Consider the following 19,220-nt stretch of genomic DNA (forward strand, 5'->3'; position numbering starts at 1 on the left):
TCAGCACACCACGCTTCAATCAAGCACGAGTTTTTCAACAAAATAAGCCCCAAGGGGCCATAGGGCATCACGGACGATCCAGCCTGATTCAGATCAAGGCGCCCTTGCTACAATTGAAATTACAGAAAGGGACAAAATACGTGTATGGGGTAGGTCTTTTTATGCCGGTTTCTTCCGATTTGAGTCCAAAACTAAGGCCCCAGCTCCGCAGGCAATGGCCTTTTGCAAGCGGTATTGGGGCTGCCGTAGGCGCCGGCATTGCTTTGCTGATCTTTCTGGACGCAGCGTTCATGAAGAACCCTACCGGAGAGTTTGGTTGGCACCTTGTAGGCTTTGCGTTCTTGGTAGGCCTTTGCTTTTCGCTCGGACAATGGATTGTCTTGAATAGACTGGCCACTAAGCACCTCCAAGTTGGCCGCATCATTGTGGGGCTTTGGGTGCCGGCATCGACAGCAGCGATAATTGCGATGCTGCTTCCATTGTGGTGGGTTCCGGCCGGGTTTCTCATGTGGTTTCCGTGGCTTTTGGCCCAAAAAATGCTTCCAGGCATTCTCGCTCTGGCCACCGTCCAATGGCTAATACTGACGCGCCTTATGGCTGTCAGCCCAAAATGGATATTCGTAACGGTCTTGGGAGCCGTGGTCGGCGCCATGTTGGGGGTTTTTTGGCTCATTGTTTTGATGCCTTTTGCGGCTATCCCGGGAATGGACCAAGCTCTCGTGGCGATAAGTAATGCCACATTCGAAATGGGATGGGCGTTTGTAACTGCAGGGGCAATTGGTCTCTTCCAAGCAGGTGAGTTGGCTAGAGCAATCGGCAAGGCAGCGAATGACGCTGAAGGCGAGTAGCATGCCGCGCGTCATCACTCGTTTCTTGCCGGGGTAGCCATCCCGCAGCGACCCGTTGAAACCACACCGCAGAGCGGTCATTCATCTAGCCCACTAGTGCCGCTCTGCAGCGAAAGTCAGCTTTGTCCGCATGCTGTTGAAGAGGTCGGCTGGTTTGGGATTCTGGCATGAAGACACTGTTCGCCGGACGTGGTCTGGCGCTGCTCAGTCAGAGCGGCGGTTGATTTCATTTGTTGCTGGCAAAGTGGCTGATCTCGGTCGGCTCCGCCGAAGGCTTATCAGGCCGACGCCCGAAGGTCGATTACTGGTACTTGGCTGGTGCCAAGAGTTCTTGCCTCCTTCGACCCGCCATTTTGTACGGAAAAATGAACAGGGATTTTCTTCGTAAGGTTTTCCTCACGAATCCAATATTGGCCAGAATTTCCGGGGACGAAACCGAGCGTCTTCAGTCAATTGTTCCTGGGGGCATCGAGGCAGGGCAGCCTTGGCCGCTGGCGGGGCGCCATTGCCGACTCTGTAGCATCCGGCTGCTTGGCGCAGCGATTGGCCGGAGATTCGTCAACGTCGCAGAACTGCCGCTCGTGCGATGATTGGGAATGTCCGATATGCAGAAGCGGATGCCGTATTCCCAATGGTGATCTATCGTGCTCTACGATCCGCCAAGGCGCTGATCGAGCCTGACCTTCCAACAGCATTCAACGCGATTGCAGATCGTCCGGGAAACAGGAAAATGAACACAGCACATGAACACTGGGGCTCTCGCCTCGGTTTCATTCTGGCCACGGCAGGGTCCGCGGTTGGCTTGGGGAATATCTGGAAATTCCCCTACATCACGGGTGAGAATGGAGGGGCGGCCTTCATCATCATCTATCTCGGGATCGTCTTCACCATCGGCCTGTCCGCCATGCTTGCGGAAATCACGATTGGTCGCATTGCCCAGACGGATGCGATCCATGCATTCCGAAAGATCGGAAAACCCGGCTGGTCGTTCGTAGGCGTAATGGGCGTCATAACGGCCGTTATCATCCTCTCCTTCTATTCTGTCGTTGCGGGCTGGTGCATCGCCTATGTCGTCAAATCCGCTGGCGGCGCCTTTTCCGGCATGGACGCCGAAGCGATCGCAGGGGCCTTTGGAACCTTCGTAAGCTCACCCCTGTCCCCGATTGTCTACCATGGCATCTTCGCGGCGCTGACCATGGCCGTTGTCGTCGCCGGTGTCGGCGGTGGCATCGAGAAAACCAGCAAGGTGCTGATGCCGCTTCTCTTTGTCATGCTGATTGCCCTGGCCGTGCGATCGGTCACCCTTCCCGGTGCCAGCAAAGGCCTCGAGTTCTTCCTCGCGCCGGACTTCTCCGCAATTTCTGCCGGTACCGTCATGGCAGCGCTCGGCCAGGCTTTCTTCTCACTTTCCCTGGGCTCGGCGGCTCTTTTGACCTACGGATCCTATGTCGACAAGAAGACGAATCTCGGCAAATCCGTAGTTCAGATCACTTTTCTGGACACCCTGGTTGCCATTCTGGCCGGCCTTGCCATCCTGCCCGCCGTCTTTGCCTTCGGCATGGACCCCGCCGCAGGTCCGGGTCTGACCTTCGTGACGCTGCCGACAGTGTTCAATGCCATGCCCGGTGGATACCTTTTCGCGATCGTCTTCTTCGTGCTGCTGACCATCGCGGCCCTGACCTCCTCCATCTCGCTGCTCGAGACTGTCGTCTCCTTCTTCAACAACATCGGCCTTTCCCGCAGGAATGCGACTGTCGGGTCTGGTCTGCTTGTATTCCTGCTCGGCATACCATCGTCCCTCTCTGTCGGAATCTGGAGCGACATTCACTTCATCAAGGGCCAAGGCTTTCTCGACTCGGCCAGTTGGATGACGGATAAACTGCTGTTGCCAGTCGGCGGCCTGCTGATCTGTGTCTTCACCGGCTGGATCATTGCCCCAGTTGCGGCCAAGGAGGTGTTGGGTGATGGCGAGCCGGGCATTTTGACCAGGGCTTGGTTCATCATTTTACGCTTCGTCGCCCCGGTCGCGATTTTGCTGATCATCTTGAGTGGCTTGGAGATCATCAAGTTCTGACGGGTATATCGAAGCCGCTTTGACTGACTTCGGTGCGCCCGATGGCGGACATCCGATTGGAATGGTTGGACTTCAGCAAGGTCGGCACATTCCCAGATCGTTCAGTCGGCGGCATTCACGGTAAGGTCGGCAGAGCTGTCATTCTGAAAGGTGGACCCGAAAGACAGCATCGGGCCGTTCGCGCATGGTGGTTCTATGTTGCAGCTGCGATGCACGAGGCAGCGGTCGATGCCTCTTTTTTCGGCGAACTGACCCACCGCGTCCGGGTAACGTTGGCGGAAAAGACCAAACAGGGCTTTCCGGGTCAGACAGGTCTGGATCGCATTCGTTGGGGCAACCGTCCCCCGGACGGTTTCCTGACCCTCCTCATTCATTGGAGCTTGGTTGGCGCCGGCCGGTGGTGGCCGCCAAGTCATCTCGGGATCGAACCAGATCGACAGTAATCCGCAGCGCTTCAGCACTTCATTGTAAGACGACCAGTTCGAGGTGTTGTACTTTGAAAGGGCCAAACTGCTCATGTGTCCCAGCAATCATGCTGGAAACAAACAGTGAAAACCACACGCAGATTCGTGCAGCAAAGCCAACGGGATGCCTCTACCCACACTAACGGGTGAACGATTGGACATTCCCGGCATCCACGTTGAGGATATTGCCAGTGGACTTCGCGGACGCTTCCGAAACAAGAAAGTACGCAGCCTCGGCGATGTCCTCCGGAAGGACAGAGCGTTTGAGCAGAGAGCGCTTGCGGTACATTTCCTCGAGCCCTTCCTTGTCGGTCTCATAGGTGCTTGCGCGCTGGTCAAGCCATTCGCCGGACCAGATGCGTGAACCGCGCAGCACCGCGTCCGGGTTGACGACGTTGACGCGGATGCCGGCTGGCGCACCTTCGAGGGCGAGGCACCGGGCGAGGTGGATCTCGCTGGCCTTGGCGGTGCAATAGGCCGACGCGTTGGGGGAGGCGGCGAGGCCGTTCTTGGAGGCCACGAAGACCACGGCACCGCCGATGGATTGCACCTTCATCATTTTGAACGCGGCGCGCGAGACAAGGAAGTAACCGGTCGACAGGATCGACATGTTGCGGTTCCACAGCTCGAGGCTCGTGTCCTCGATCGGGGCGGATGATGCGATGCCGGCATTCGACACGAGCAGGTCCACGCCGCCAAATTCTCGCGCAGCGGCGGCAAAGGCCGCGTCCACGGCGGCTTCATCGGTCACGTCGAGCGCCACGGCCCGGACGACGTCGGCGGAGTGGCGCGCCGCAAGGGCCGCCCGTGTCTCCTCGAGTGCGTCTTGGGCGATATCCGTCAGCACCACGCAGGCGCCTTCTCTCAGGAACCGTTCCGCGGTTGCCGAGCCAATACCGCCCGCAGCCCCGGTCACCAGCGCTACCCTGCCGGCCAACGGTTTCGGCTTCGGCATGCGTTGAAGCTTGGCCTCTTCGAGGAGCCAATACTCGATGTCGAAGGCCTCCTGTTCCGGCAGGCCGCGATATTCCGAGACCGCCGAGGCACCGCGCATCACGTTGATCGCGTTCACGTAGAACTCGCCCGAGATGCGCGCCGTCGCCTTGTCCTTGGCGAAGGTGATCATGCCGACGCCGGGCACCAGATACACCACCGCGTTGGGGTCGCGCATGGCTGGGCTGTTGTCGCGTTTGCAGCGCTCGTAATAGGCGGCGTAGTTTTCGCGATAGGCGGCAACCGAGGCCGACAGCCCGTCGAGCAGGGCGGGTACGTCCGGTTCCGCCGGGTCGAAATCCACCACAAGGGGGCAGATCTTGGTGCGCAGGAAGTGATCGGGGCAGCTTGTCCCGAGCGCGGCGAGCGCCGGCATGTCTGCTGCGTTCACGAAGTCGAGCACCGCTGGCTGGTCGTCGAAATGGCCAACCATGTGCTGAGCGCCGGAGACCATGCCGCGGATGGCGGGCATCAGCTCGGACGCGATTGCAGCACGGGCTTCGGGCGCGAGCGCCGTGTGGATTGCGCCGCCGAAAGCCGGCTTGCCGGCTGTCCTGGCGTCGAACCACGTGATGGCGCGATTGATCGTTTCAATCGTCAGCGCGTAGCAGTCCTGGGCGGTATCCGCCCAGGTGAACAGCCCGTGCGATTCGAGGATGACGCCCTTGGCATCCGGGTTTTTGCTGCAGAATTCCTCCAGCCAGAGGCCGAGCTCGTAGCCCGGACGTTTCCATGGCAGCCAGCCAATATCGTCGCCGAAAATCTCCTGCGTCAGCGCTCGGGAGTCTGCCGCTGCCGCAATCGCGATGATGGCGTCCGGGTGGACGTGATCGACATGCGGCTTGGGCACATAGGCGTGCAGTGGCGTGTCGATTGAGGCCGCGCGCGGGTTCAGGTTGAACGTGCAATGGGGCAGGTAGCCCACCATTTCGTCCTCGTGCTCCGCTCCGCGATACAGCCCTTTGAGCGCTTCAAGTTTGTCCATGTAGAGCGTGGAGAACCCGGCTCGTTCAATGGAGCCGAGATCACCGCCGGAACCTTTGACCCAGAGGACCTCGCAGCTCTGCCCAGTCAACGGATCGGTTTCGGTGATCTTGGCCGAAGTGTTTCCGCCGCCATAATTGGTCACGCGCTTGTCAGAACCAAGCAGGTTTGATCGGTAGATCAGATGGTCCGATTCGCTCATCCCGTCGGCACGGGCTGCGTCCCATCGATTGCTCAGAAGGGTGTTTTCCGCTTTTTTTGTCATGTGTCCTGCTCCTCCCCAGAGCGCGCGAAGTCTGTCAAAGCTGCGACAAGGCTGGTAACCTATCCGCTCAAAGTCAATCAATAATGATCACTTACCAGCTTAAATGCTCAAATATGCCATATTGATGATTGAAAATGATTGACAATGAGTGTTTGAGGGATCAACGTCTACGATAAGGAGGACGCAATGCACGAGTCGGAACGCCACAGGGTCATTCTATCGGCTGTCCAGGACAGGCCGGTGGTTACCGTGGCAGATCTGTGCACCTTGACCGGGGCATCTGAGGCCACGGTTCGCCGCGATATCGCGGCATTGCATATGCAAAAGAAATTGCGCCGGGTGCGTGGTGGAGCCGAGGCGATTGCCCCGCCGAAATTCGTCGGGCTCGCCGGGCATCCGTTTGCCATGAACCAGACCCGCAAGATCGCCGAGAAGCAGGCGATTGCGCTGGCCGCGGCGGAACTCTGCGAGGATGGCGAGTCCATCATCATTAATGGCGGGACGACGACCTTTCAGATGGTGCACCCGCTGGCCAATCGACGGCTGCAGGTCTTCACCAACAGCTTTCCGATCGCCGAGCACCTGCTGAAGAACTCCAAGAACACGGTGATGGTGCCGGGCGGCGTGATCTATCGCGAGCAGAACATCATCCTGTCGCCCTTCGACAATGACGTTTCGAGCAACTTCTATGCCCGGCGCATGTTCATGGGCATCCACGGGATTGGGCGACTTGGTCTCATGGAGGAAGACCCGCTGCTGATCCAGGCCGAACAGAAACTGATCGGTCAGGCTGATGAGTTGGTGGTTCTGGCGGACTCGTCCAAGTTCCGCAACCGCTCGAGCCTCGTGCTCTGTCCGCTGGAACGGATCGACACCGTGATCACCGATGACGGAATTGACGACGAGAGCGCCACGCTGCTGGAGGCAGCCGGAGTTCGGTTGATCGTCGCCACGATTGACGCGCAACGCAATACCAACTCGCAGGCCGGGTAAAGGCCGGGCTGCGGGCAGGATACCAACGCTCAAGGGAGGAAACCATTATGAGCATCTTCAAGAAGGCCCTGACCACAGCCACGATTGCCACGACCCTGTTTGCAGGGGCCGCGCAGGCCGACGACATGCGCATCGCGCTCGTCGTCAAGGCGCTCGGCATCGGCTTCTTCGAGGCCGCCGCCAAGGGCGCCGAGGAAGCTGCCGCCGAGCTTGGCGGCGTCGAGATCATCTATACCGGCCCGACCGATACCACCGCCGAGGGTCAGATCGAGGTGATCAACTCGCTGATCGCCCAGCAGGTCGACGCGATTGCCGTCTCTGCCAATGATACCGACGCGCTCGTGCCGACGCTCAAGAAGGCCATGCAGCGCGGTATCACGGTAATCTCGTGGGATTCCGGTGTCGCCGAAGACGGCCGCCAGCTTCACCTGAACCCGTCGTCCAACCCGCTGATCGGCAACATGATCATCAAGCTGGCCGCCGACCATATGCCCGACGGTGGCGACGTGGCCGTGCTGTCCGCCACCACGACCTCGACCAACCAGAACATCTGGATCGAGGAAATGACTAAGGTCCTTCCGAACTACCCCGGTGTCAACGTCGTGGCGACCGTCTATGGCGACGACCTTGCCGACAAGTCCTACCGCGAGGCCACAGGGCTGATGCAGACCTATCCCGACCTGAAGGCGATCATCGCGCCGACCTCCGTGGGGATCGTGGCCGCCGCGCAGGCGGTGGTGGATGCCGGCAAGGCGGGCCAGGTCAACGTGACCGGACTGGGTCTTCCGTCGGAAATGGCGGGCGCCATTGAATCCGGTGCCTCGAAGTCCTTCGCGATCTGGAACCCGATCGACCTCGGCTATTCCGCAACCATGCTGGCACACGCGCTTGCTACCGGTGAGGCTGAAGCCGGTCCGGGCGCCGAGATCCCAATGGGCCGCATGGGCACGCTGATGTTGGACGAGAACACGAACGGCGCGATGGCTGACCCGTTCGTCTACGACGCCTCCAATATTGATGAGTTCAAGAGCATCTTCTGATCCTCTTCCCTCTCGGGTTCGGCGCATCCGGCGCCGGACCCACCCTTCATCACACATTGAACGGCTGGATCTCGCAATGTACCTCAGCCCTGATGTCAGCAAGGCTACCGACGCCCTCATGACAGACCCGATCCTCTCCCTCGACGGCATCACGAAGATCTTTCCGGGCGTGCGCGCTCTTTCCGATGTCAAGCTCGATCTCTATCCCGGCCAGGTCACCGCGCTCGTCGGTGAGAACGGGGCCGGAAAGTCGACCATCGTCAAGGTGCTGACCGGCATCTACCAGCCCGAAGAAGGCACGATCCACGTCGATGGCCAGGAGACGCAGTTTCCCACAGCACAGCACGCCGCCGATGCCGGCATCACGGCCATCCACCAGGAGACGGTGCTCTTCGATGAGCTCTCCGTGGCGGAAAACATCTTTATCGGCCACGCGCCGCGCGGAAAATACGGGTTGATCGACACCGCCCGGATGCGCCGCGACGCCAAGGAGCTGCTGGACCGCGTGGGCGCCGAGATTGATCCTGCCGTGCCCCTCAAGGATCTCGGCATCGCCAACAAGCACCTCGTGGCGATCTCGCGTGCGCTTTCCATCGATGCGCGGGTTGTCATCATGGACGAACCGACCGCGGCACTCAGTCAGAAGGAGATCGAGGAGCTCTACGAGCTGGTCGACCGCCTCAAGGCCGAAGGCAAGGCGATCCTCTTCATCAGCCACAAGTTCGACGAGATCTTCCGAATTGCCGACCGCTACACGGTGTTCCGCGACGGGCAATATGTTGGCGCCGGTGCGATGGCCGATATCACCGAGGATGACCTGGTGCGGCTGATGGTTGGCCGTTCGGTCGAGAATATCTTCCCCGAACGCAACGCGACACCCGGCGAGGAGTTGCTGCGGGTTTCTGGCTACTGCCACCCCACCGAGTTCGAGGACATCTCCTTCACCCTGCGCAAGGGTGAGATCCTGGGATTCTACGGGTTGGTCGGGGCAGGGCGCTCCGAAGTCATGCAGGCGCTCTTCGGCATCACCAAGCCCTCCGGCGGCACGCTGGCGGTCGACGGGCAGGTGCGCCAGATCCGCTCCACTGCCGAGGCGGTCGAGGCGGGTATCGTCTATGTGCCCGAGGATCGCGGCAAACAGGGGGCGATCATCGGCATGCCGATTTTCAAGAATGTTACATTGCCGTCGCTTGGACGCACTTCAAAGAACGGCTTCACCCGCCTGGCCGAGGAATTTGCGCTGGCCCGGAAATACACCGAACGGCTGGACCTGCGGGCCGCCTCGCTCGATCAGGATGTGGGCAACCTCTCGGGAGGCAATCAACAGAAGGTGGTGATCGCCAAGTGGCTCGCCACCGAGCCCAAGATCATCATCCTCGACGAGCCGACCAAGGGCATCGATATCGGCTCCAAGGCCGCCGTCCATGCCTTTACCGCCGAGCTTGCCGCGCAGGGGCTGGCGGTGATCATGGTTTCCTCGGAGATCCCCGAGATTGTCGGAATGTCCGACCGGGTGATCGTCATGCGCGAGGGGCGCATGGTCGCTGAACTGGAAGGCGACGAAGTGACCCCTGAAACGCTCGTCCGACACGCAGCCGGCATTTCGGAGGGTTCGGCATGATTTCCCATATGATAAAATCCCGCGAGGCCATCCTTCTGGCGGCGATTCTCGGGTTGCTGGCGATCATCGCCTCGCGCTTTCCGGCCTACGTGGAGCCGGGCAACCTCATCAACGTCTTCAACGACACCTCAACGCTGATCATCCTGGCGATGGGGCAGATGTGCGTGATCCTCACCCGCTGTATCGACCTTTCGGTGGCGGCCAACGTGGCGCTCACCGGCATGGTCGTGGCCACGCTCAACACGCTGATGCCCGGAATGCCGGTGGTCGCGATCCTCGTCATCGCGCTCACGCTCGGCGCCTGCCTCGGTGCGGTCAACGGCTTGCTGGTATGGAAACTCCAGATCCCGGCCATCGTCGTCACGCTGGGCACGATGACCATCTTCCGCGGCATCGTCTTCCTGATCTCCGACGGGAAATGGATCAACGCGCACGAGATGAGCGCGGGCTTCAAGGACTTCCCGCGCATGGAACTCGCCGGCCTACCGATGCTTTCCTGGATCGCGATACTCGTGGTTATCTGCTTCGTGGTGATAATCAACCGCACGCCGCTCGGGCGCTCCTTCTTCGCCGTCGGCGGCAACCCGAACGCGGCGGTCTATACCGGTATTGATGTCGGCCGGACGCAGTTTCTCGCCTTCACCATCTCCGGCATGATGGCCGGGCTCACGGGCTATCTCTGGGTGTCGCGCTTTGCCGTGGCCTATGTCGATATCGCCGGTGGGTTCGAGCTTGAAGTCGTCGCGGCCTGTGTCATCGGTGGTATCTCCATTGCCGGCGGTGTCGGCTCGGTGGCGGGCACACTGCTTGGCGCGCTCTTCCTCGGAGTGATCAAGAACGCGCTGCCGGTCATCAATATCTCGCCCTTCTGGCAGCTCGCGATCTCGGGCAGCGCGATCATCATCGCCGTCGCCTTCAACGCACAGTCCAGCCGGACCAAGGGCCGGGTCATCCTCAAATCCGCGGAGCATACGGCATGACCGACGCAACCCATCACCATGTTCCCGACCGCCTGACCACACCGCTGCAACGCACGCTGCGCAGTTGGGAAACGCTATTGCTGGCCGTCGCGGTGGCGATCTTCATCGTCAACTCCTTCGCCTCGCCCTATTTCCTCAACGCCTGGAACCTGAGCGACGCGACCTTCAACTTCACGGAAAAGGCCATGATCGCCTTTGCCATGGCGCTGGTCATCATCTCGGGCGAGATCGACCTCTCGGTCGCTTCGATCATCGCGCTCACCTCGACCGCGATGGGGGCGGCTGCGGAAGTGGGCGTCGGCACGCCCGGAATCGTCGCCATCGGTCTCACGGTCGGGCTGGCCTGCGGGGCGTTCAACGGCGCGCTGGTCACAGGGCTGGGGCTGCCGTCCATCGTCGTCACCATCGGCACGATGAGCCTTTTCCGCGGCATTTCCTATATCGTGCTGGGCGACCAGGCCTTCATGAACTACCCCGACAGCTTCGCCTGGTTCGGCCAGGGCTATGTTTTCTGGGTGATCACGGTGGAGTTCGTCTTCTTTCTCGCTTTCGCGGTGATCTATGGTGTGGTCCTTCACAAGACCAATTTCGGACGCGCCGTGTTTTCCATCGGCAACAACCCTGTCGGCGCACTCTTCTCCGGTATCCGGGTCAAGCGGGTGAAGTTCATCCTCTTCCTGCTGACCGGCCTGATGGCGGCGGTTGCCTCGGTCTGTCTGACCTCGCGTCTCGGCTCCACGCGCCCCTCCATCGCCTTCGGAATGGAACTGGAAGTGGTCACCATGGTGGTGCTGGGCGGGGTAAACATCCTCGGCGGGTCCGGCTCGATCCCCGGCGTGGTCATCGCGGCCTTCGTCATGGGGCTTGTGACCTTCGGCCTAGGCCTTCTGAACGTGCCGGGAATCGTGATGTCGATCTTCATCGGCCTGCTGCTGATCGGGGTGATCGCCTTGCCGCGGCTCTTTGCGCAAATCCGCCAGTCGAGGCGCTGAACCATGGAAAAATATGCCTTCCGCATGCGTCTCACCCCCGGTTGTCGCGAGGAGTACAAGCGCCGCCATGACGAGATCTGGCCGGAGCTGGAGAAGCTACTGCGCGACGCCGGGATCTCGGACTACTCGATCCATCTCGATGAGGAGACCAACCTTCTCTTCGGCGTGCTCTGGCGGACCGATGATCACCGCATGGACAGCCTGCCCGAGACAGAGGTCATGCAACGCTGGTGGGCGCATATGGCCGACATCATGGAAACCCAACCTGACAACAAGCCGGTCGTGACCGAGCTGGAAACGGTGTTTCACCTGCCATGACCGAGTACCGACATGTCGCCGTCATCGATATCGGCAAGACCAACGCCAAGGTGGCCCTTGTCGACATGGACGCGTTGGCGGAGATCGATGTCCGAACCACGCCCAACACCGTGCTCGATACGCCGCCCTATCCACATTTCGACATCGACCATCTTTGGGCCTTTATCCTCGAAGGTCTGGCGGTGTTCCAGAAGAGCTACGGGATCGACGCGATCAGCGTGACGACACATGGCGCATCTGTCGTGTTGCTCGACGCCGCGGGAGGGTTGGCGGCCCCGGTGCTGGACTATGAGCATGACGGGCCGGACACGCTCGCGGCGGAGTATGACGCGATCCGCCCGGACTTCGAGGACACGGGCGCGCCGCGCCTGCCGATGGGGCTCAATGTCGGCGCACAGCTTCACTGGCTTCTGCGTACCGTTCCCGGATTGCGGGGGCGGGTAGCCAAGGTCGTGACCTATCCGCAGTTCTGGGTGGCGCGCCTGACCGGGGTGGCATGTACCGAAGTCACCTCTCTGGGCTGTCATACCGATCTGTGGGAGCCGGAACTCGGCCGTTTCAGCGACCTGCCGGCGCGGCTCGGGATTGCCGACAAGATGGCGCCGGCCTACCTGGCCACGGACAGGGTGGGGCCCGTGCTGCCGATGTTGGCGCAGGCCCTTGGGCTGGCGCCGGGCACGCCCGTTTTCTGCGGCATCCACGATTCCAACGCCTCGCTTTATCCGCATCTTCTGGCGCTCAAGAGCCCGTTCACGGTCCTGTCGACCGGCACATGGGTCATTGCCATGGAGATCGGAGGGCAGGCGGGGCGGCTCGACCCGGCGCGGGATACGCTGATCAACGTCAATGCGCTCGGAAAGCCCGTCCCTTCGGCCCGTTTCATGGGCGGGCGGGAATACGAGATGCTGATGCGGGGGGAGAACATCGCCCCAACAACGGATGACATCGAGACAGTGTTGTCGCGTGGTGCAATGCTCCTGCCCTCCGTGGTGCCGGAGAGCGGACCGTTTCAAGGACGACGCCCGGAATGGACCATTCCGGAGGCAAGCCTCGCGCAAGGGCAGCGCGCAGCGGTGGTGTCGCTCTACCTCGCCATGATGGCCGAGACCTGCCTGCGCATGATCGGTGCAGCGGGGCCGACGCTGACCGAAGGTCCCTTCGCCCGCAACCAGTTCTTCCTCGATATGCTGGCCGAGGCGACTGGCCGACCCGTTCTCCTCTCTTGCGGGTCGGCCACCGGAACGAGTATCGGCGCCGCGCTTCTGACCCGCGGCGCCGGCGCGACGCTTTCCGAGAAACCAAAGGTGCACCCGCCGCTCGATATGAGCCGCGCCCATGCGCTCCAATCCTATGCAGAAGACTGGCGGCAAGCATGCGGCTCGCAAATCGCCGCGGCCCATTCCGCCTGAACACAAGGAAGCTGATATGACCCGTCCCGACTACATCGCCGCGAAAGACGCCTTCGGGCATTGGGGCGTCGATACCGAAGCCGCGCTTGAGCGCCTCGCAAGGATCCCGATCTCGGTCCATTGCTGGCAGGGCGATGACGTGGTGGGCTTCGAAGGCGTTACAGCGGGGAGCGGCGGCGGCATCCAGGCGACCGGCAATTATCCCGGCCGCGCCCGCACGCCCGACGAGTTGCGCGCCGATCTCGAGTTTGCCTATGCCAACATCCCCGGCAAGCACCGGCTGAACCTTCACGCGAGCTATCTCGACAGCGACGAGACGCCCGAGCGCGACGCGTTGGAATACAAGCATTTTGCACCCTGGGTGGACTGGGCAAAAGAGAACGGGCTCGGGCTCGATTTCAACCCGACCTTCTTTGCCCATCCCAAGGCTGACGACAACCTGACCCTGTCGCATCCCGACAAGGGCATCCGCGATTTCTGGATCCGACATGGCGAGATCTGCCGCGAGATCGCGGCGCGCATTGGCACCGAAATGGGCAGCCCCTGCGTGAACAACATCTGGGTCCCGGATGGCTACAAGGACATCCCCGTAGGGCGGATGGCCGCCCGAGAGCGGTTGGAGGCCTCGCTCGACGCGATGCTCGCCAAGCAATTCGACAAGGCGCAGCTTCTCGACGCGGTCGAGAGCAAGCTGTTCGGGCTGGGCGTGGAGGCCTGCACTGTCGGCAGCCACGAGTTCTATCTCGGGTATGCGATCCGCAAGAACACGCTGCTCTGCCTCGACATGGGCCATTTCCACCCCACCGAGAATATCGCCGACAAGCTCAGCGCGGTGGCGCTGTCGGTGGACGAGATCCTGCTCCATGTCAGCCGCCCGATGCGGTGGGACAGCGATCACGTGATCCTGCTCAACGACGACATCCTCGCCATGGCGCAGGAACTGGTCTTCGGCGATCTGCTTGGCCGCACCCATATCGGCCTCGACTTCTTCGATGCCACGATCAGCCGCACGGCCGCCTGGGTCGTGGGAACCCGCAACATGCAGAAGGCGCTGCTGCGCGCGCTGCTGCAACCGGTCGAGATGCTGCAGGCCAAGGAGGCCGAGCTGAATTTCTCCGACCGTTTTATCCTGACCGAAGAGCTCAAGGACCTGCCTTACGGCGCGGTCTGGGAGACCTTCTGCGAGCGGCAATCCGTGCCGAGCGGCGTGACCTTGCTCAACACACTCAACACCTACCAGGCCTCCGTGGCCGACCGAAAATAAGGAGGGCAACATGCCCGAATTCACCCACGCCATTTCCTTCGTCGAAGAGGCCGCCCCGTTCGTTCAGCTCTGCTGGGACATGGGCTGGAACGAGGCGAATGGCGGCAATTTCAGCTGGCGCCTGCCGACCGACGAGATCGAGGCAATCCTGCGCCGCCGCTTCCCCAAGGCGCGTCCGACGGACCCGCTGCCGCTCGATCAGGCGCAGCCGAGCCTCGATGGCGACTACTTCCTGATGACCGGCTCGGGGCAGTTCTTCCGCCACGCTCTGGCCCATCCCGACGAGGTGTTCGGCATCATCCAGATCGTCGATGGCGGGACCGCCTATCGCACCGTCTGGGGCTTTGCCATGGGCGGGCGGCCGACCTCGGAATTCGCCACCCATCTTGTCGGTCATGCGATCCGCAAGGAGGTCTCGGGCGGGCGCGAGCGGGTGATCCTGCATTGCCATGTGCCGGAATTCATCGCGCTCAGCTTCCTGATGCCGCTCGATTCCCGCGAGCTGAGCATGGCGCTCTGGCAGAAAATGCCGGAATGCATCGTGATCTTCCCTGACGGGGTTCGCGTGGTGCCGCCGCTTCTGCCGGGCACGGTCTCCATCGCCGAGGCCTCTGCCGTGGAGTTGCGTAACAGCCGCATCATCTCATGGAGCCATCATGGGATCTTTGCCTCCGAAGAGAGCCCCGACAAGGTCTTCGCCCTTGTCGAGACCATCGAGAAGGCATCGGCGATCCAGCGCCGTGTTCTTTCCGCCGGTGGTCCGCAGCGTGGAATCGAGCCGAGCCTGCTCAGGGAGCTGTGTGACAAGTTCGGTCACATGATGGTGTCCGAACCGGCTTTCCTTGACCAGGACGGCGGGGACGGTAAGTCTTGACCCCTTAGGCCGGAAACCCCGTCCGCAGGCTACAGGAAAACCAAATGACAGACATGAAGCCCCGCGTGGGCACGCTTCTCGGCGAATTCAACTTCGCGGTTGCCGACAGGGCAGACACCATCACGGTTGGCCAGCTGAAGGAGCGCTGGACCATGCTGTTTGTCTATCGCGGCCGGCATTGCCCGCGCTGCAAGCGCTTCCTGAACAAGTTGAACGCCGTGCTGCCTGCCTGGGCCGAGGCTATGGATGTCGTGGTTGTCTCGGCCGACACCAAGGAGAAGGCACTGGCGGACAAGGCCGAGTTCGGCTGGGACTTCGACCTGTGCTATGGCCTGACCGAGGCGCAGATGCGCGCGCTTGGCCTCTACGTGTCCGAACCGCTTGATGACGCGGAGACGACGGGCATCTTCGCCGAACCCGGCGCTTTTGCCTTCCGTCCGAATGGCGAGCTGATGCTTGTAGACATTTCCAACGGCCCCGCGGCGCGGCCCGATCTGGAGGAACTTCTGGACGGGATGAAGTTCAACATCGCGAAAAATCGCCCGGTTCGAGGAACGGCCTGAACGGGATCTAGAATGGCTCACCCGGCGCAACATTCGCGCCGGGTGCTTTGCGTCAGTGCCGTCTCAACGCGCCAGCCAGCAACCGTCCACGTTGAACACGGAACCGGCGATGCAATTGACTGCCGGAGAGGCGAGCAACAGCGCCGTGCCCGCGATATCGGACGGGTCGCCCAGCTGCCCGCCGAGATGCGGGTGCGGATCGCCTTGTTGCAATCGGGATCGTGCCACAGTGCCTCGGTATTGTTGGTGGCGCTGGATCCCGGCGCGATAGCGTTCTCGTTGAAGCCCTTGGGCGTCCATTCATCCGCGAGGATCCTGGTCAGCCCGGCCACGCCATGATTGTAGACGGTGTGGGAGGGAACGCGAATGCCGCCCTGAAAGCTGAACCGGGCGGCAATATTGACGATCCAGCCGATACTCTCAGAGCGATCCGAACGTCCGGCCCACCCTGCGGTCGTATTCCTCCCATTCACGGAGATGCTGGCCTCGGTCCACGTCACCGCCTTCGATCAGGTCGCCGACACTGATCACAAATTCCGGGCAAAGCAGATTCAACTGCGCCATTGCGATTTCGAACACATGAGGTCGCTCGCCGCCTGTCAGATCGGAGTGGATTGCAAACATGAACCGGTCGTCTTCAACGTCAAAAGCCTTGTCGGTCCATGGGGTGGGGCCATCCGTGATGCCGTTCGAAAATGGCTGGGCGAAAACGGAAGCGGCCGTAAGGAGGATGGTGGCTGTTGCGGCGACATAGTGATTCAAAAGGGTGCCCTCAAAACACGATCCTGGCCCGCAGGCCGAGGATGGTCAGGTCGTCCTGGCCGGGGTTGAGCAGCGGGTCGCGGATATACTGGATCGAGGGAGTGATCTGGAAATCCGGCGAAATGTTGAAGCGGTAGAAGGCTTCGGTGGTGAACTGGGTTTCGTCTATGTCCTTCGCCTCGGCCCAATTGAGGCCAATCCCGGCAAGATCAGTGTTCCGCCGATACCAGCCCAGTCCCGTGGAGAGGGACCGTTCGTAGAGCGCGGCAGTACCCTCGGCAACGCCGGCCCGCAGGAACGGCATCCAGGTATTGTCGATGAGCCAGGCGGCGGAGAATGCCGCGCCCTTGTCCTCGGCCCGGCTGCCATCCTCGGCCGCGTCCGATTGCCAAACAGTCAGGTGGATATTATCGAAATAGATCCGGTCCGAGCCGCTGGTATAGCCGATCTCGATGGACTTGAACGTCTCCCCGGTTTCGAACACATCGAAACTCGGTTCGGTCGGGTCCCCGTTCGCGTCGGCAACCGCGCCCACGACATAGATATTCTCACCCAGCTTCACGGCGCCCGCGATCCCGAGGCCGGGATTGGGCGCGTTGATCGTTGGATTGGTGTTGAAAGCGAGGTTCTGGAACGAGGTCCAGGGGCTGACCAGGCCATAGACGTCCACGAAATCCGTCAGGTCGAGCTGGCCGATCTGGACCGTCCATCGGCCCTCGGGATCACGCTGGGTCCAGAACAGGTTTGTCAGCATCGTGCCGTTGTCGTTGAAGGCTGTGCCAGTGATCGACAACGCGCCGGAATCGAAGCCGAAGAACTGGGGCGCGACGGCGCCATAGGCCTGCCGGTCCTCGATCTTGAAGGTCAGCGACCCATTTTCGGTTGCCTGCCAGCTTCCATAGAACCGCAGCACGCCTCCGCCCGCCTCTCCTTCCCCCAGATCGCTGTCGCTCCACTGGCCGAGCGCGAAGTAGTCGAGATTGAACCGGAAGCCGTTCTCGGCCAGCCCGTCCTTCCAGCCGAAATACCCCGGCAGCACGTTGCGTGGAAAGCCTGTGCGCGGCTGCGGGTCGGTCAGCCCGTCGCCGGGCGTCAGGTCCGCTTCGACGGATGACGGGCCAGAGAGGCCCTGTTGGGCCAATGTGGCATTCGGCAGCAGCGACAGAGTGAGCAGCGCCGCCGCCACGTGTCTGGATCTCGACATGGGGTCTCCTACTCGCCGGTCTGGGCCTTGTTCGCCTTCAGCTTCGCACGGAGTTGGTCTACCCATTCCGAGCTGGCATCTGCCGCAAGTGGCGCCGGGGAGTAGGTTTCTACCGTGACGGCATCCAGCCGCCACGTCGCCGCCATCGGCACTTCGCCGTCGACCACCCGAAAGACCTCTTGCGTCGGATGGATATGGAGCCGACCGGTCAGACTGACAGGCTGGTGCATGTATTCGGGCGTCCAGTCCGATACAAGCCGCACACGGATCATCTGGTTCGGCATGGGCGGAGGCATGTGGCTGCACATGCCCCGCTGCTCGACGAGATAAGCGATGGATGTCCCGTCGGACGCGGGGGGAGCGGGAATTGCGAAGCCCGAAATTGTCACTTCCGCGCCATCGAGTTCCGGGTTGCCGGCTGAAGCTGCCTGCTCCCGACGCTCTGCGACGACCCAACGTTGCGAGATCAGCCACTCCGCATCAACGCCATTCTCGGCCAATTCGGCTTCGCGCGCGGCCAGTTGGGCCGATATGGAGGCATCACCGGCTGCCACCTGCTGACGCAAGCGAGCGACCTCTACCAGGTCGTCAAGCTGGCCTGGCGACAGGTCGCGGTACGGGTCTTCGAATACCTGGGTAGAGGCATCGAGCAGATCGCTCCAGCCGATCTGCGCATTGTCGGCCATCGAAGCACTTGCCAAGATGCCCAGCCCAAAGGCGGCGAGAAAGATTCGCATGTGCACTCCTATCTGATGGGCGCAAGAAGCGCCGCGCGTGTGGCCGGGTCAATCGGGGATGCAGGTGGATTGGGCTGGAAGGGGTTCTTGACCACCGGGCTGATCTGGAATGTGTATTTCAAGTCTGACGCAAAGCTGTCGGGGGCGATCACGTTCTTCTCGACAGCGAGATTGAGTTTCACCAGCTGTTTGCCGATTGCTGCCGTCTTGGCAAGGGTCAGCCCGATCGGAACGGTCCAGCCATCGTCGGTGTCAGCGTTCCAGTCATAGCTATTGGTGGGGCCGGTCCCAATCTGCCATCCGTCCCCAAGTCCGTAGAACAGGAAGTATTGCAGCGAGGTGATCGACGTCTCCGGGCCGTTGCCGCCAATCTTCTCGTTATGGAACGGAAACAGACCGGCCACCCCCCAGTCAAAGGTCTTCACCGCCAGAAAGCTTGGGCCGAGGGTCCAGTTCTCCGACGACAGATCGGTGTAGGTCGGGATTGATCCGACGATCCCAGCGCCCAGTGTCCAGGCCCCGGATTGCCAAGAGTAGAGAAGATCGAAGGGAATATCTCCGAAGGAATCGACGTTCTCGAACGCCAATTCCTCAGCGTTGAAGCCGGGTTGATCCCAGACATAGGGAAACGCAGGGCGGAAGATCAGATTGTTGCCGTTTGGCAGCTTGAAGGGCAACACCGGCTGGAATGTCAGGGTCAGGCTGTCCTGATCGTCGGCACCCGGGAGGTCGCCGTCAAATGTCCGGTACTCAAACTTGAAGTTCAGCGTGGCATTCGCCGCGCCCGGATTGGCCAACTCCTTGGCGAGCTCGTCAATATTGGGGCCCACTTGCG

18 protein-coding genes and 1 pseudogene are annotated in these 19,220 nt (G+C 61.3%); 12 read left to right on the plus strand and 7 right to left on the minus strand.

Annotated elements, in window-relative coordinates; genetic code table 11:
- On the plus strand, positions 1-848 hold an 848-nt coding region (locus tag AX756_RS26155; protein WP_197431111.1), incomplete at its 5' end, for a hypothetical protein.
- Between the two features lie 730 nt (positions 849-1,578).
- A complete protein-coding gene (locus AX756_RS22075) occupies positions 1,579-2,922 on the plus strand; it encodes a sodium-dependent transporter (RefSeq protein WP_068317290.1) in 1,344 nt (447 codons plus the stop codon).
- 407 nt (positions 2,923-3,329) lie between these two features.
- On the opposite strand, the pseudogene AX756_RS26900 reads toward AX756_RS22075, so the two are convergent.
- Together AX756_RS26900 and AX756_RS22085 are read right to left on the minus strand one after the other, a co-directional pair.
- A pseudogene (locus AX756_RS26900) lies at positions 3,330-3,440 on the minus strand (IS5/IS1182 family transposase); the annotation flags it as partial.
- 85 nt (positions 3,441-3,525) lie between these two features.
- Positions 3,526-5,628: a bifunctional rhamnulose-1-phosphate aldolase/short-chain dehydrogenase gene (locus AX756_RS22085; RefSeq protein ID WP_068317240.1), complete on the minus strand. Its 2,103-nt coding sequence runs from the start codon at positions 5,626-5,628 to the stop codon at positions 3,526-3,528.
- A gap of 186 nt (positions 5,629-5,814) precedes the next feature.
- Here AX756_RS22085 and AX756_RS22090 point away from each other — a divergent pair, with 186 nt between their 5' ends.
- The 10 genes from AX756_RS22090 to AX756_RS22135 all read left to right on the plus strand — a co-directional run bounded on the left by AX756_RS22090 (position 5,815) and on the right by AX756_RS22135 (position 15,682).
- Entirely contained in the window at positions 5,815-6,621 is an 807-nt protein-coding gene (locus tag AX756_RS22090; protein ID WP_068317243.1) for a DeoR/GlpR family DNA-binding transcription regulator, read from the plus strand.
- 47 nt (positions 6,622-6,668) lie between these two features.
- Entirely contained in the window at positions 6,669-7,661 is a 993-nt protein-coding gene (gene rhaS, locus AX756_RS22095) for a rhamnose ABC transporter substrate-binding protein (protein WP_068317246.1), read from the plus strand.
- Between the two features lie 76 nt (positions 7,662-7,737).
- The gene (locus tag AX756_RS22100) at positions 7,738-9,282 is read left to right on the plus strand and encodes a sugar ABC transporter ATP-binding protein (protein ID WP_068317249.1); all 1,545 of its coding nucleotides are present in this window, start codon (positions 7,738-7,740) and stop codon (positions 9,280-9,282) included.
- Entirely contained in the window at positions 9,279-10,262 is a 984-nt protein-coding gene (locus tag AX756_RS22105) for an ABC transporter permease (protein WP_170307716.1), read from the plus strand. The genes AX756_RS22100 and AX756_RS22105 overlap by 4 nt, the downstream gene beginning before the upstream one ends.
- A complete protein-coding gene (locus AX756_RS22110) occupies positions 10,259-11,254 on the plus strand; it encodes an ABC transporter permease (RefSeq protein ID WP_068317251.1) in 996 nt (331 codons plus the stop codon). Before AX756_RS22105 ends, AX756_RS22110 begins: the two co-directional genes overlap by 4 nt.
- A gap of 3 nt (positions 11,255-11,257) precedes the next feature.
- A complete protein-coding gene (rhaM, locus tag AX756_RS22115; RefSeq protein WP_068317254.1) occupies positions 11,258-11,572 on the plus strand; it encodes an L-rhamnose mutarotase in 315 nt (104 codons plus the stop codon).
- A complete protein-coding gene (locus AX756_RS22120) occupies positions 11,569-12,981 on the plus strand; it encodes an FGGY-family carbohydrate kinase (protein WP_068317257.1) in 1,413 nt (470 codons plus the stop codon). The genes rhaM and AX756_RS22120 overlap by 4 nt, the downstream gene beginning before the upstream one ends.
- Before the next feature lie 16 nt (positions 12,982-12,997).
- Positions 12,998-14,245, plus strand: coding sequence for an L-rhamnose isomerase (locus AX756_RS22125; protein ID WP_068317259.1), 1,248 nt, complete (start codon positions 12,998-13,000; stop codon positions 14,243-14,245).
- A 10-nt stretch (positions 14,246-14,255) separates the two neighbouring features.
- Positions 14,256-15,119, plus strand: coding sequence for a rhamnulose-1-phosphate aldolase (gene rhaD / locus AX756_RS22130; protein WP_068317262.1), 864 nt, complete (start codon positions 14,256-14,258; stop codon positions 15,117-15,119).
- A gap of 44 nt (positions 15,120-15,163) precedes the next feature.
- Complete coding sequence (locus AX756_RS22135; protein ID WP_068317264.1) at positions 15,164-15,682, plus strand: redoxin domain-containing protein; 519 nt, start codon at positions 15,164-15,166, stop codon at positions 15,680-15,682.
- 17 nt (positions 15,683-15,699) lie between these two features.
- Here AX756_RS22135 and AX756_RS25245 read toward each other — a convergent pair whose 3' ends face one another.
- The 5 genes from AX756_RS25245 to AX756_RS22155 are packed head-to-tail and all read right to left on the minus strand — an operon-like array spanning position 15,700 to position 19,215.
- A complete protein-coding gene (locus AX756_RS25245) occupies positions 15,700-16,182 on the minus strand; it encodes an SDR family oxidoreductase (RefSeq protein WP_331457781.1) in 483 nt (160 codons plus the stop codon).
- Positions 16,103-16,444: a hypothetical protein gene (locus tag AX756_RS26160; protein WP_068317268.1), complete on the minus strand. Its 342-nt coding sequence runs from the start codon at positions 16,442-16,444 to the stop codon at positions 16,103-16,105. The genes AX756_RS25245 and AX756_RS26160 overlap by 80 nt, the downstream gene beginning before the upstream one ends.
- 10 nt (positions 16,445-16,454) lie before the next feature.
- Positions 16,455-17,648: a carbohydrate porin gene (locus AX756_RS22145; RefSeq protein ID WP_082739283.1), complete on the minus strand. Its 1,194-nt coding sequence runs from the start codon at positions 17,646-17,648 to the stop codon at positions 16,455-16,457.
- A gap of 8 nt (positions 17,649-17,656) precedes the next feature.
- Entirely contained in the window at positions 17,657-18,385 is a 729-nt protein-coding gene (locus AX756_RS22150) for a DUF3299 domain-containing protein (protein WP_156461621.1), read from the minus strand.
- A gap of 8 nt (positions 18,386-18,393) precedes the next feature.
- Entirely contained in the window at positions 18,394-19,215 is an 822-nt protein-coding gene (locus tag AX756_RS22155; RefSeq protein ID WP_068317274.1) for a hypothetical protein, read from the minus strand.
- Positions 19,216-19,220: the final 5 nt, after the last annotated feature.

It is taken from the genome of Aliiruegeria sabulilitoris, from assembly GCF_001558155.1.
GTDB lineage: Bacteria > Pseudomonadota > Alphaproteobacteria > Rhodobacterales > Rhodobacteraceae > Tropicimonas > Tropicimonas sabulilitoris.

Bases quoted from the DNA above. Each gene is read 5' to 3' on its own strand.
- AX756_RS22075 (WP_068317290.1), top strand. From the start codon at position 1,579: ATGAACACAGCACATGAACACTGGGGCTCTCGCCTCGGTTTCATTCTG.
- AX756_RS22085 (WP_068317240.1), bottom strand. From the start codon at position 5,628: ATGACAAAAAAAGCGGAAAACACCCTTCTGAGCAATCGATGGGACGCA.
- AX756_RS22090 (WP_068317243.1), top strand. From the start codon at position 5,815: ATGCACGAGTCGGAACGCCACAGGGTCATTCTATCGGCTGTCCAGGAC.
- rhaS (WP_068317246.1), top strand. From the start codon at position 6,669: ATGAGCATCTTCAAGAAGGCCCTGACCACAGCCACGATTGCCACGACC.
- AX756_RS22100 (WP_068317249.1), top strand. From the start codon at position 7,738: ATGTACCTCAGCCCTGATGTCAGCAAGGCTACCGACGCCCTCATGACA.
- AX756_RS22105 (WP_170307716.1), top strand. From the start codon at position 9,279: ATGATTTCCCATATGATAAAATCCCGCGAGGCCATCCTTCTGGCGGCG.
- AX756_RS22110 (WP_068317251.1), top strand. From the start codon at position 10,259: ATGACCGACGCAACCCATCACCATGTTCCCGACCGCCTGACCACACCG.
- rhaM (WP_068317254.1), top strand. From the start codon at position 11,258: ATGGAAAAATATGCCTTCCGCATGCGTCTCACCCCCGGTTGTCGCGAG.
- AX756_RS22120 (WP_068317257.1), top strand. From the start codon at position 11,569: ATGACCGAGTACCGACATGTCGCCGTCATCGATATCGGCAAGACCAAC.
- AX756_RS22125 (WP_068317259.1), top strand. From the start codon at position 12,998: ATGACCCGTCCCGACTACATCGCCGCGAAAGACGCCTTCGGGCATTGG.
- rhaD (WP_068317262.1), top strand. From the start codon at position 14,256: ATGCCCGAATTCACCCACGCCATTTCCTTCGTCGAAGAGGCCGCCCCG.
- AX756_RS22135 (WP_068317264.1), top strand. From the start codon at position 15,164: ATGACAGACATGAAGCCCCGCGTGGGCACGCTTCTCGGCGAATTCAAC.
- AX756_RS22145 (WP_082739283.1), bottom strand. From the start codon at position 17,648: ATGTCGAGATCCAGACACGTGGCGGCGGCGCTGCTCACTCTGTCGCTG.
- AX756_RS22150 (WP_156461621.1), bottom strand. From the start codon at position 18,385: ATGCGAATCTTTCTCGCCGCCTTTGGGCTGGGCATCTTGGCAAGTGCT.